The following is a 12,238-nucleotide window of genomic DNA, read 5'->3' as shown; positions in this document are numbered from 1 at the left end:
ATATAATATGAAAAGTTTTACTCACTTTTATGCCATATTTGCGTAAAGAGTATTAAAATTTGTTTTGCTTGACTATTAATCATTTCCACCTTTTGGGAATCGCTCATCTGCTCAAGAGGAAGCGAGGGCAGCCAAATTAATGAACCGCTTAGCTGATCTTCCCGCATGCGCCAATCGATATCAGAAGTTATGTAAAATATATGTTTAAATTCGCCCTTAGAAATATTATCCTCCCATTTTTGCAAATCACTCAAAACTCTTTCACTTTTTTCATCTTTTAGATATGTAAATGGGGGAAATAATAATAATCTTCCTGTAAACTGCCTTTCTAAAAGACCCGTTAAAAGCGTAATGAATTCAGCTTCTGCAGCCGATTGTTTCATCTCACCCCCAACTGAAACCGAATATAACGGGACAACCGCAGTATCCACATATTCCTTCGCATTCAAATAAGTATCAACATCTTCAGGTATCCATTTCACTTTTTTGCACCAACCTTTAGGATTCACTACTAATATAATATCATTATCTCCTAACAAAAAGGAAGCCTGCTTATCGCAAACTTCCCTTTTGTTCAACCATCGATATTTTACTTAATTTTTCTGATAAATCCTGAAAAGCTTTTCGATCTTGCTTATCAAGGGCCTCGTCAATTAATTGAAGTAACTTTTCACGTTGAAAGCGTTCGAGACTATTTTGCAGCAACTGTTCCGCAATAATTCCATCCTTTTCATTCATCTGCAGGTGTTTAGGAACGAATGGATTTTCTTCAAGAACAGCAGCATACTGGTGTGCCTGATTGGCGGCATGAAAGTTTAATTGAATAAAAATATCCTCATCACGATTTAAGCGAATATCGTGAAAGGACTTTTCGGCATCAGTCGTCATCACATTTTCTTTATAAAAGCGAAATGGTACTTTATCCACACAATGTGTAGACATAATCAGACCTCGCGGACAATACTGTGCCTGCTCAACAAAATGAACCTTTTCCATAAGTTGATCGTGGCTCATTAAATAGTTGAGAATCCAAACACATTCTCTTCTCTTTAATTGATAATGATTTAAAAACCAACGAATAAAGTCCTTCTTCTCGTTGACAGAAACAGGGGTTGCCATGTAAGTTTCCCTCCTCTGCATATTCTGCTATTTTAATCTTTTAAATCGGTAAGACGATCAAGTAAATCCAAATACTCTTCATTTGTTGGATCTTCTAAAAGCAGTTGTTTAAAAATTTCGGCAGCAAGGTCGGTTTTTCCTTCTTCAATTAGAAAATATCCGTAATCCAGTAAAAATGTTTTATTATTCTTAAAAAAAGTATATGCACTTTCATATTTGTCTAATGCGTAAGAAAATTTATCAAGCCTTTGAAAGCTGAGGGCGGCATCCCATAAAAATTGCGGCTCTTCATCTTCCGTAATGTCAAGATGAGCAATTAACTCAATAACATCCTCGTATCTTTCCTGATGAAAAAAGAGTTTATTTAATGTAAGCGCGGCCTCTGTAAATCCTGGGTCTAGGGCAAGTGCTTCCCGGAAGTACTTTTCACCATCTGCCCCTTTTCCCAGCTTAATAGCTATTTTCCCGCCAAAGAAAAATAAATCTTTATTAAATTCATCTTGTTTTATACCATCTTGAATGACGTCTAAGCTATTTTCAAGCTCCTCTTCCCGTTCATAAGCTTTTGCCAGATGTAAATAAAGTGAATGATATTCTGGGTCAAGCTCTCTTAATTCAATGAATCTTTCAATCGCAGTTCGATTATATCCTGCCTGAAGCGCTGTAAAGGCATAGCCGAATAATGTGTTAATTTCTAACTTTTCATCGATTGCTTTATCATAATAAACCAGTGCATCTTCAAACAATCCCGATACACTTAAAAGATCGGCAATCCGCCCGTTTATATTCACACCGGCAATTTCATTTTCTTCCTTTAAAATCTTTTCATAGGCACTCATAGCTAAGGCAACTTCACCTTGCTCACTATAGAGTTCACCTAAAGCAAAATCAATAATAACCTCATCAGGCAGGATCTCCTTCGCCCTCAGCAGCTTTCGTTCACATACTTCATACAGACCTTGGACTTGATAAAGGTCAGCTAATAACAGTAAGGATTGTCCATAATTTGCATCCTGTTCCGAAATTTTTTCTAGGACGAGAATTGCTTCCTCCTCTTCACCTGCCTCTACCAATATTTCACCCAGCAGGACGAGTAGTTCCCCTTCTTCCGGGTAAATTTCTAACAGGTTTTCAATAATCGTCTTTGCCTCATCAAGAAATCCAAACTGGTACAATTCTTCACCAAGCAGAAATTTTTCATCAGGCATTCCGCTTTTTAATACAACATTATATTCATTTAAGGCCTCATTATGTTGGCCGTTTTCTAACATATTAATAATTCTATTTACTCTATCCATTGACAAGACCCCCGCGTTCTCCTAGATTTACAGAGAAAAATAAGATGGTGTTCGCACCTTAACATATTCTCCATTTCCAGGTTTAAATAAAACCTCTGCCCCAGACCGAATCACCTTCCCCTTGTGGACGGTAACTACAAGTCTATCACCATGATAAAGAAATAACTTCACTTCATCAACATTCTTGATTTCCCTTGCGTTTAAATATAGATTATAACTTAATTCGGAACCACCCATTAAACTAGCTTTTTGCGGGTATAAACCGATTTTGTTTAGCAGGGTTACGGATAAGGGTTGATTTTCTTCGATTTCCTCGTAAACTGCAGGAATTTTTCCATTTTGTATGATACCTTTCCATTTCGACAAAACCTTCTTGGCTTCCTTCTTTTGGGAGGAAGTAATTATTGGGATAAACGGACAGTTGAAGGGAAACAGTGCATCTCTAACCCAACCCCAAGGGATACCCTCCAATTCATCAAGGTCTTCAAGCTCAACAAAAATAGCCGGAACTTTTTCTCTCTTACATTTTCTAATAAATGATGGTGTTATCAAACGTACTGGGATTCTTACCCCAATGATAAAGTCAATGGGACTGCTTATTAAGGTCGTTTTCATCTCATTGATTTTTGCAGATAATTCATTTTCGTAGGAAACTTTAACATAGGTAAACAGGGTGGTACACCCCTTCAGCAAAAATTGTTCAATCAAATATTTTTTCAATACTTGAAAGGATCCTTCATGAGGGATATTACCATTAAAAAGGACATACGTGGGGGTCATAATATATGGACCAATATTCATCTTTATCAAACTGTAATGATTGAAATGAGTATGAATCTTTGTTATTCGGTCATTCTTTATTAACAGCGAACATGTGGACATCATTTGCTTGTCTTTTAGGATATTGGCATTTTCAATGATATACATCATTCAACCACCCATTTCTCTTTCTTTAAGACAAGCTATGCAAAATTCTCCAAAACTATGCCATTCTGCTGGAATCAAAAAAAGAAAAAGCTGCATAAACGCAGCATTTTCTTAAATAAGGCTATTTAGATGGGTAAAGAAATTTGGGTAAGAAACAGAAATTGCTTCTGCATTCTCCAATTTTACATCATCCGTACACAGAAGGGCGGCTATTGCCAGCATCATCCCAATCCGATGGTCGCCATGGCTCGAAACAGTTCCACCAGTAAGATTGGATTTTCCGTGGATTATCATTCCATCGTCTGTTGCATCAATCGAAGCCCCTAATTTTCTTAGTTCTTGGACAACGGTATCGATTCGGTTTGTTTCCTTTACCTTTAATTCTTCGGCATCTTTAATGATGGTTGTTCCTTCAGCCTGGGTAGCTAAAAGGGCAATAATCGGGATTTCATCAATTAATTTTGGAATTAACTCGCCTTCGATGATGGTACCTTTGAGACTAGATGTCTTAATAATTAGATCACCAGACGGCTCGAACGAGTTGCCGTCCGGTTGAACAACCTTTAAGTTCGCTCCCATCTTCTCCATTACCTCGATAATCCCTGTTCTGGTGGGGTTAAGCCCGACATTTTTTAGAACAATTTCACTGTCAGGAATACTCGCACCAGCAACTAGGAAAAAGGCCGCAGACGATATATCCCCAGGAACATGAATCGTTGAAGCTTTCAGCCTTTGTCCACCTTCCACCGTAATTACTTGGTTTTCCTTGTGGATTTTACCGCCAAACCTGAGAATCATTCTTTCAGTATGATCTCTGGTTTCAGCCTGTTCAATGATGGTACTTTTTCCTTCTGCCTGCAGCCCCGCTAGAATTAATGCTGACTTTACCTGTGCACTTGCAACCGGAAGCTCGTAGTGTATCGGTTCTAATCGCCCGCCACGAATGGAAATAGGTGTAAAGGCCCCGTCTTTGCGACCGTCCATTTTCGCACCCATTTTTTTTAAAGGGACCGTAACCCTTGTCATTGGCCTTTTTCCAATTGATTCATCCCCTATTAGGGATGAGAAAAATGGTCTACCTGCCAATATTCCCATGATTAAGCGGATGGTTGTTCCAGAATTGCCAACGTCTAAAACCTCTTCTGGTTCGGTTAATCCTTCAAAACCCTTTCCGGTGATACGTAGTTCGTTGTCACTTTCTTCAATCGTTACTCCAAGTTTTCGAAAGCATGAAATCGTGCTTAAACAATCGTCACCAGGTAGGAAATTGGTTACCCTTGTTTCACCATGGGCGATTGATCCAAACATGACAGACCTGTGCGAAATGGATTTATCACCAGGAATTGTTATCTCACCAACTAACCGATTGATGTTTGTTTTAAGATTTAATGACGTCATAAAAAATCACCTTTTTATATCATTTTAGTTAACCTATAGATGTGGCATAGCTGGAATAAATATCAATGCAGCGTTCTGCCCTTTGTCGATCCTCTTCCGTTTGAAAACTGATAACCAAAACTCCATTTATATCTTCTCGCGTTTCTAAGATGCGAATATTGGTGATGCTGATCTTTTCTTTTGCTAAGTAGCCTGTTATTTCAGAAATGACACCTGGGTAATCTGGAACATCAACAAACAAATCATAAAAAGCTGGGATTGCACCTTTTTCTTTCTGGGGCAAACCATCGCGGAATTGCTTAGCTTGTTTAAAATAATCGAAAATTGCACTACTATTTTCGTTTTCGAGTAGTGTTTTGACCCCGTTCATCTCTTTCTGCCACCGATTGAGGAGTTCAATCAATATTTCCCGATTGTGAAGCAAAATATCTTTCCACATTTCCGGACTACTTGAAGCAATCCGAGTGATATCCCTAAACCCTCCTGCTGCCAGGCGCGGGATTAAATTTTCTGTTTCTGCTAGTTTTTCAGTTTGACGGACAATCGATGCAGCAATGATATGTGGAAAATGACTGACAATTCCCGTTAGATAGTCATGATTTTCCGGCGTAATCGTTAAAAACTTGGCATTTGTACCAATTAACCATTCTTTTAATATTTCTACCTTCGTATTTTCTATATGTTTTTCGGGTGTTAACAGATAAAAGGCATTTTCAAATAATATTTCTTTTGCAGCGGAAACACCACTTTTATGGGAACCAGCCATTGGGTGGCCGCCAATAAAGGTAATTTCACGATCCTTTAAACTAACAGCACATCCGACAATTTTTTCCTTTGTGCTCCCGGTATCTGTCACAATTACTTCGGGCTTTAGTGGAAGGTTTGATAAGAGCTGGATAATCTCCTTCGTATCATTTACAGGTGCGGCAATAATGATTAAATCCGCATCGATGGCACCGTCCTGAATGTTTTCTGCAATTTCACCAATGACACCAAGCATTTTTGCAAGCCTGGCTTGTTCGCTATTAATATCAAATCCGACAATGACTGCTTCGTTATGTTCCTTTTTGATACATAATGCTAAGGAACCACCAATCAATCCTAAGCCAATAACAAAAACACGGCCTTTCAATGAAAATTCCCCCTAAATTCCAAAGCACTGCTCTGACTACTTTTCAGCTAGAAATTCTCCTAATGCTTTTAGGACACCTTCATTTTGTTCAGAAGAGCCTACGGTAATACGTACAGCTGTTGGGAAACCAAGAGCTTTTCCGGAGCGAACAATATATCCCCGCTCTTGCAAATATTGAAAAATCTCATCCCCATCAACTTTAAAATCAATTAAAATAAAATTGGTCTGTGAAGGATAAAACTCTAGCTGATACTGCTCACAAAATTGATAAAACTGAGCAAGTCCCTGCCTGTTTTTTTCTTTACAAACTTCGACAAATTCCTGGTCCTTGATTGCCGCACTTGCCGCTAACTGTCCTAACGAATTCACATTAAACGGTTCCCGAACAGGTTCAAGTGCTTTTATGATTACTCGATTGGCAACACCATACCCTACTCTTAAAGCTGCCAAGCCATAAATTTTCGAAAAAGTTCTTAACACAATTAAATTTTCGTACTTCCTTGTCAACGTAATGGAATCATAATAATCTTCAGCCACTACATATTCATAGTAAGCTTCATCTAGGACAACAAGGACATGCGGTGGTACCTTGTCTAGGAATGAAATTAATTTATTTTCTTGTATATATGTACCTGTTGGGTTATTTGGGCTGCAGACCCAAATGACATTCGTCGTCTCATCAATAGCCTTCAGCATTGTGTCTAAATCATGGTCACCATTTATAAGCGGGATTTCCCTAATGACTGCCCCTTCGATGACAGCATTGTGTTTGTATTGCGAAAATGTTGGTGTTGCCATAATCGTGCTGGCATTCGGATGCAGGAGCGCCCTTGAAATAATTTGAATAAGATTATCTGATCCATTCCCCAATAATAGTTCATCCAAGTCAACCTGTAAAAATGCCGCAAGTGTCTCTCTTAATTGAGTGGCATAACCATCGGGATAAATGGCTAAGGAAGTTTGATTCGTTTGTAGAGCGGAAAGCGCGTGTTCTGAGCATCCAAAAGGATTTTCATTAGACGCAAGCTTTACGATCCGATCCAAATTAAATAGTTTTTTGACTGCCTCAATTGATTTTCCCGGTTGATAGGGAGTCAGTGTTAACAACTGCTCTTTCCATCTCATTTTTACCCACTCCATTCGTGCAGATTTGTTAATTTCAATAGATATTACACTAAACTGCCAAGGTCTGGTCTAAGCACAGTTGCTCCTTTTAAATATACATGATTAATATCTTTCTGTAGGATATCTGTATTCACATGCATCATGATTCTGACGCACATCTTCAAAGAATTTGGTACAGGCATTTCCTGCATACACATAACGGGAACATATGTCCATCCTTCAAATTTACGCATTGCCTTTGCCGGGAATGCAGCAGTAATATCTTCAGTGGTGGAAATAAATACAGATGCAACGGAATTAGGTTGAATATGATTCACTTTAATTAATTTTGCAAAAAGCTCTTCCGTAGCTGAAATAATGGCTACTTCTGTATTACCGCTGACAGTTGTAGCTCCCCTAACCCCTCTAATCATGAAAAGTCCCCCTTGTTTTAAAAACTTTTTAGTTCTTCTAATAACACTTTATCGGATATTTCTTGAAGCTTTGGTTGTCCCAATTGTTCTAAAAGGACAAAGCGAATTGAATCACCCACGGACTTTTTATCTTGTTTCATTTTGTTTAGCAAGTTTTCGAAAGATAGATGTTCGGGTATCTTTGTTTCGTACCCAAGCCTCCTTATCCAATAAATGAATTCGGTTAAATCCAAAGAAAGTCCTAGCAATTCCTTGCTTAGTTTTAGTGCGTAAATCATGCCAATCATAACCGCTTCCCCATGGGTAAAGTTTCCATATCCCATTTCCGATTCAATGGCATGCCCTAATGTGTGACCCAAATTCAAATAGGCCCGAATTCCTGTTTCCTTTTCGTCCTGACCAACAATTTCCCCTTTAATCTTAATACCTTTTATTAAAGAAGCAGATAACAGTTCCATTTTTAAGGAATTAAGGTCGTGAACATTGGTTTGCAGCCATTCATAAAAGTTGGAATCATCAATAAGTGCATGCTTAATAACCTCAGAAAACCCCGAACGAATTTCATGTGCAGGCAGAGTTTTGAGAAATTCTAAATCGTAAAATACAGCCTCTGGTTGATGGAAGGCTCCAATCATATTTTTTCCAAGCGGATGATTTATCGCTACCTTTCCACCAACGGCACTATCATGAGCTAAAATGGTGGTTGGTACTTGAATGAATGATATTCCTCTCATAAAGGAAGCAGCAACGAAACCAGATAAATCACCGATTGCACCTCCGCCAAATGAAAGAATGACGGATTTCCGATCAAGTCGATTTTCAAGTGCTGTTGATAAAGCATCATAATAAACCTCAAATGTTTTCGCTTTTTCTCCGCTTGGCGCGGTAAACACAATAGGATCCCATGAGGATAGGACAGACAATAATTTTTCAAGATGAAGCTTAGCAACGGTTTCATCCGTAATAATTAAAATTCTTGTTAGATTAGATAAATGATTAGTTAAAAAAGCATTAATTTCTTTTCTTACACCTTCACCAACAAAGACAGGATATTTTTTTGACTCTGTATGGATATCAATTGTTTCCATTAAAATTCCCTCGCATATTCCCTTTGCCTTCTTATTTCATCGGCAAAGGCATCAAACCGATCGCTATAAAATTGTTCAATGAGCGCATTCGCAAGCTCCCACGCAACAACATTTTCAGCGACAACAGCGGCCGCGGGTACTGCACAGCTATCTGATCGTTCCACACTAGCAGCAAATGGCTCTTTCGTTTCAATATCGACGCTCATTAATGGTTTATAGAGTGTGGGAATTGGTTTCATTACACCTCTGATAACAATCGGCATCCCTGTAGACATTCCGCCTTCAAAACCCCCAAGCCGGTTTGTCTTACGGTAGTAGCCTGCCTCTTTGTCCCAGGCAATTTCATCATGCACTTCACTTCCCGGCTTTCTAGCAGCTTCAAAGCCTATTCCAATTTCAACACCCTTAAATGCATTAATACTCATAATGGCAGCTGCTAATTTCCCATCCAATTTACGATCGTAATGGACGTAGCTTCCAACCCCTGCTGGCATCCCCGTAGCAATAACCTCAACAACCCCGCCAATGGAATCACCATTTTTCTTGGCTTCATCAATAGCTGTCATCATTTCCTGCTCCACATTTGGGTCTGCCGTACGGACTGGCGAATTTTCTGTCCGCTCCTTTAAATCTTCTACCGATAGGGAGGAGTCTACATTGGCTTTAATTCCGCCAATTTCAACCACATGTGAAACTAGTTCAACACCTACTAGGGCTAGGAGTTTTTTTGCAACGGCTCCAGCTGCAACTCTAACGGTTGTCTCACGTGCTGAAGACCGTTCAAGAACATTTCTCATATCCCTATGCCCATATTTAATGGCTCCGTTTAAATCAGCATGACCGGGCCTTGCACGCGTTACCTTCCGCTTAATTTCATCCTCTTGACCTTCTTCTAAGGCTTCAATACCCATAATATTGGTCCAATGCTTCCAGTCATTGTTTTTTACCACCAAGGCAATAGGCGAGCCAAGTGTTTGCCCATGTCGAACGCCTGAAACAATTTCTGCTGTATCTTTCTCAATTTGCATTCTTCTCCCGCGGCCATATCCTTTCTGCCGTCTAGATAATTCTCCATTTATGTCTTCAGAAAGCAGCGGCATACCTGCGGGAAGGCCTTCTAAAATTGTGGTTAATTGTGGACCATGGGATTCTCCTGCTGTTAAATATCTCATTCCCATTGTTCTTTCCCCCTTCAACTCATTAAAGAATTTTGTATCAATATAACATATACAGCAAAATAAACATAGTAGAACTATTCAGAAAACGACGATAAAATTTATGTAATCGTATACAAAAAGGCACCCGTATATTTATTATACGAGTGCCTCTATTGTTAGTTTAGTAAATCCATTCGTTCACTGGCTTAGAATACTCAACTAATTCAGTTTCTTTAAAGAATAAGCCAATTTCGCGCTCTGCGCTCGCTGGCGAATCAGAGCCATGGATAACATTTTTACCAACTGTAAGTCCAAAATCACCGCGGATTGTCCCTGGTGCTGCATCCTTAGGATTAGTTGAACCCATCATTTGACGTGCTGTTGCGATGACATTTTCACCCTGCCATACCATTGCAAAAACGGGGCTGGATGTAATGAAACCGACTAATTCACCAAAGAATGGTCGTTCCTTGTGCTCGCCATAGTGTTCTTCGGCAAGTTCATTTGGGATGCTCATTAATTTTGCACCAACAAGTTGGAAGCCTTTTTTCTCAAATCGCGCAACGATTTCTCCTATTAAATTGCGCTGTACGCCGTCAGGCTTTACCATTAAAAATGTTTTTTCCATGAATTTCACTCCTATTGATTATGTATATTGATTGTTATAAAAGAACAATCCATGGAAAATATTATCATTGTTTTGAAAATTAAGCAAGACAGAATAACGGAAGCGCCCTGTTTAGCAACGTATGGACTGGTCCGCTTTGGACTGAGATAAAGGAAACACGGAGAGCGTAGCGCATCCGTGCTTGACTTATCGTAGGGAAAAGAGCGTAGTACACTAGTTGCTGGGCGCTGTAGCTAGGCATAGTTAGAATTTTCGTCTGCCAATATATTTGGCAATGTCTCGGAGTGTTTTTTGGGCTTTATTTACTGGAAGCTCTTCTAAGACAGCTAAAGCCTTATCCAAATAACGGTCACTAAGTGTGATTGATTTTTCAATTGCACCTGATTGTTTTATTAGCGTAATGATTTTTGCAATTTCTATAGGGGCTAAATGCTCATGAACCTTTTCAATTTCACTTCGTATTTCATCATTTTTCATTGCATAAAGGGCTGGGGCAGTAACATTCCCTTGTAAAAGATCACTTCCTGCCGGTTTTCCTAGTGCCTTCTCGGTAGAGGTGAAATCCAAAATATCATCGATAATTTGATACGACATTCCGACATAATAACCAAAACGAAACAGTTTCTTATGGATATCCTCTTCCACATCAGCAGCTATGGCACCCAATTGACAGCTTGTAGCAATTAGCAGGGCTGTTTTCCTCTTGATTCTACGAAGATAGTCACGAAGATTTTGATTAAAGCGGTATTTGTCTTTAATTTGCTGAATCTCTCCTACAGTGACCTCAACCATCGTATTAGCTAAAATTTTATGAGCATCCGGTTTTTCAATGTTGGTCATTAATTCAAGGGCAAGGGCAAATACAAAATCACCCGTATACATGGCAATCCGGTTATCCCATTTTGATTTGACCGTCGGCTGACCTCTGCGCAAGTCAGCATCATCAATCACATCATCATGAACAAGCGATGCCATATGAATGAGTTCAAGGGCGACGGCAACGTTTTTCATCACCTGAATATCGTAATGACCAAACTTCCCTGAAAGCAAAACAAAAATAGGACGAATTCGTTTCCCTCCGGCTTGTAATGTATGCATAGAAGCTTCTTTAAGCTGAAGTGACTCTGCCTCGATGGTTTCTTCCAGCACTTTTTCTATCAAATTAATATCCGAATTCAAAAATGAATACATCATTTTTAATTTCATTTGTATTCACCCTGCTTTTCATCCTGTCTTCGTTCAAGTTTATTTCTTATTGCCAATATGAACAGCGGCTGCACCGCCACTATATGGCTTGTATTTCACTTCTTTGAAACCAGCCTGTTCGAACATTCTAGCTAACTCTCTCATTCCAGGAAAATCACGTGCTGACTCATGGAGCCATGCATATTCCCGATAGCTTTTTGCTAGCAATTTTCCAAACAGCGGCATTACAAAGCGAAAATAAAAATAATAAAGCTGTTTATAACCAATTAAGGTAGGTTGTGATGTCTCAAGGCAGACTGCAATACCGCCTGGCTTTACTACGCGGTGCATTTCCTTTAAAACTTGCAGGTAATCAGGAACATTTCTTAAGCCAAAACCAATCGTCGCATAATCAAAACTATTATCTGGAAATGGGAGCTGCATGGCATTACCATGAATTAACTTCACCTGTTTCAGTCCAAGGTCTTTAACCTTTTCAATACCCACATTGAGCATATTTTGGCTAAAATCTAATCCAGTAACTTCACCAGTCGGACCAACCGCATCAGCAAGGGCCACCGTCCAGTCGGCTGTTCCGCAACAAACATCGAGAGCTTTCGAACCAGGCTGGACATTCATTCTTTTCATGGTATCTTTCCGCCATTTGATGTGTTGTTGAAAACTGATAACAGAGTTCATCTTATCGTAGTTTTCGGAAATCTTTTCAAACACATGATGAACCCGCTCTTCTTTCGATTGCTGCATGTT

General features: G+C 39.2%; 13 protein-coding genes. All 13 read right to left on the bottom strand.

Translation table 11 applies throughout. From position 1 onward, the window contains the following. Positions 1-17 precede the first annotated feature (17 nt). The 13 genes from BSO02S_RS00945 to BSO02S_RS00885 all read right to left on the bottom strand — a co-directional run bounded on the left by BSO02S_RS00945 (position 18) and on the right by BSO02S_RS00885 (position 12,235). A complete protein-coding gene (locus BSO02S_RS00945; protein ID WP_342351985.1) occupies positions 18-539 on the bottom strand; it encodes a YpiF family protein in 522 nt (173 codons plus the stop codon). 13 nt (positions 540-552) lie between these two features. After that, a complete protein-coding gene (locus BSO02S_RS00940) occupies positions 553-1,119 on the bottom strand; it encodes a ReoY family proteolytic degradation factor (RefSeq protein ID WP_066060995.1) in 567 nt (188 codons plus the stop codon). A gap of 32 nt (positions 1,120-1,151) precedes the next feature. Then, positions 1,152-2,417: a tetratricopeptide repeat protein gene (locus tag BSO02S_RS00935; RefSeq protein ID WP_066060993.1), complete on the bottom strand. Its 1,266-nt coding sequence runs from the start codon at positions 2,415-2,417 to the stop codon at positions 1,152-1,154. A gap of 27 nt (positions 2,418-2,444) precedes the next feature. Then, on the bottom strand, positions 2,445-3,344 hold the full coding sequence (locus BSO02S_RS00930; protein WP_066060990.1) for a hypothetical protein: 900 nt from the start codon (positions 3,342-3,344) through the stop codon (positions 2,445-2,447). 111 nt (positions 3,345-3,455) lie between these two features. Continuing rightward, entirely contained in the window at positions 3,456-4,742 is a 1,287-nt protein-coding gene (gene aroA, locus BSO02S_RS00925) for a 3-phosphoshikimate 1-carboxyvinyltransferase (RefSeq protein WP_066060987.1), read from the bottom strand. A 28-nt stretch (positions 4,743-4,770) separates the two neighbouring features. Next, on the bottom strand, positions 4,771-5,874 hold the full coding sequence (locus BSO02S_RS00920) for a prephenate dehydrogenase (protein WP_066060984.1): 1,104 nt from the start codon (positions 5,872-5,874) through the stop codon (positions 4,771-4,773). A 36-nt stretch (positions 5,875-5,910) separates the two neighbouring features. Next, positions 5,911-6,999, bottom strand: a complete 1,089-nt coding sequence (gene hisC, locus BSO02S_RS00915; protein WP_066060981.1) for a histidinol-phosphate transaminase — start codon at positions 6,997-6,999, stop codon at positions 5,911-5,913. Between the two features lie 44 nt (positions 7,000-7,043). Then, a complete protein-coding gene (gene aroH, locus BSO02S_RS00910) occupies positions 7,044-7,412 on the bottom strand; it encodes a chorismate mutase (protein ID WP_066060978.1) in 369 nt (122 codons plus the stop codon). Between the two features lie 17 nt (positions 7,413-7,429). After that, entirely contained in the window at positions 7,430-8,500 is a 1,071-nt protein-coding gene (gene aroB / locus BSO02S_RS00905) for a 3-dehydroquinate synthase (RefSeq protein ID WP_066060977.1), read from the bottom strand. Next, on the bottom strand, positions 8,500-9,672 hold the full coding sequence (gene aroC, locus BSO02S_RS00900) for a chorismate synthase (protein WP_066061160.1): 1,173 nt from the start codon (positions 9,670-9,672) through the stop codon (positions 8,500-8,502). The genes aroB and aroC overlap by 1 nt, the downstream gene beginning before the upstream one ends. 166 nt (positions 9,673-9,838) lie before the next feature. Beyond that, positions 9,839-10,285, bottom strand: coding sequence for a nucleoside-diphosphate kinase (gene ndk / locus BSO02S_RS00895; protein ID WP_066060974.1), 447 nt, complete (start codon positions 10,283-10,285; stop codon positions 9,839-9,841). A 243-nt stretch (positions 10,286-10,528) separates the two neighbouring features. Then, entirely contained in the window at positions 10,529-11,491 is a 963-nt protein-coding gene (gene hepT, locus BSO02S_RS00890; RefSeq protein ID WP_066060973.1) for a heptaprenyl diphosphate synthase component II, read from the bottom strand. Between the two features lie 39 nt (positions 11,492-11,530). Then, the gene (locus BSO02S_RS00885) at positions 11,531-12,235 is read right to left on the bottom strand and encodes a demethylmenaquinone methyltransferase (RefSeq protein WP_066060970.1); all 705 of its coding nucleotides are present in this window, start codon (positions 12,233-12,235) and stop codon (positions 11,531-11,533) included. Between the last annotated feature and the right edge of the window lie 3 nt (positions 12,236-12,238).

Source organism: Neobacillus soli NBRC 102451, from assembly GCF_001591665.1.
Lineage (GTDB): Bacteria > Bacillota > Bacilli > Bacillales > Cytobacillaceae > Neobacillus > Neobacillus soli.
Note: the sequence above shows the minus strand (reverse complement) of the source record. Positions and strands in the feature narration are given on the sequence as shown.

Coding starts and splice junctions, on each gene's coding strand:
- BSO02S_RS00940 (WP_066060995.1), bottom strand. CDS start 1,119: ATGGCAACCCCTGTTTCTGTCAACGAGAAGAAGGACTTTATTCGTTGG.
- BSO02S_RS00885 (WP_066060970.1), bottom strand. CDS start 12,235: ATGCAGCAATCGAAAGAAGAGCGGGTTCATCATGTGTTTGAAAAGATT.
- hepT (WP_066060973.1), bottom strand. CDS start 11,491: ATGAAATTAAAAATGATGTATTCATTTTTGAATTCGGATATTAATTTG.
- BSO02S_RS00935 (WP_066060993.1), bottom strand. CDS start 2,417: ATGGATAGAGTAAATAGAATTATTAATATGTTAGAAAACGGCCAACAT.
- aroA (WP_066060987.1), bottom strand. CDS start 4,742: ATGACGTCATTAAATCTTAAAACAAACATCAATCGGTTAGTTGGTGAG.
- BSO02S_RS00930 (WP_066060990.1), bottom strand. CDS start 3,344: ATGTATATCATTGAAAATGCCAATATCCTAAAAGACAAGCAAATGATG.
- ndk (WP_066060974.1), bottom strand. CDS start 10,285: ATGGAAAAAACATTTTTAATGGTAAAGCCTGACGGCGTACAGCGCAAT.
- hisC (WP_066060981.1), bottom strand. CDS start 6,999: ATGAGATGGAAAGAGCAGTTGTTAACACTGACTCCCTATCAACCGGGA.
- aroC (WP_066061160.1), bottom strand. CDS start 9,672: ATGAGATATTTAACAGCAGGAGAATCCCATGGTCCACAATTAACCACA.
- aroB (WP_066060977.1), bottom strand. CDS start 8,500: ATGGAAACAATTGATATCCATACAGAGTCAAAAAAATATCCTGTCTTT.
- aroH (WP_066060978.1), bottom strand. CDS start 7,412: ATGATTAGAGGGGTTAGGGGAGCTACAACTGTCAGCGGTAATACAGAA.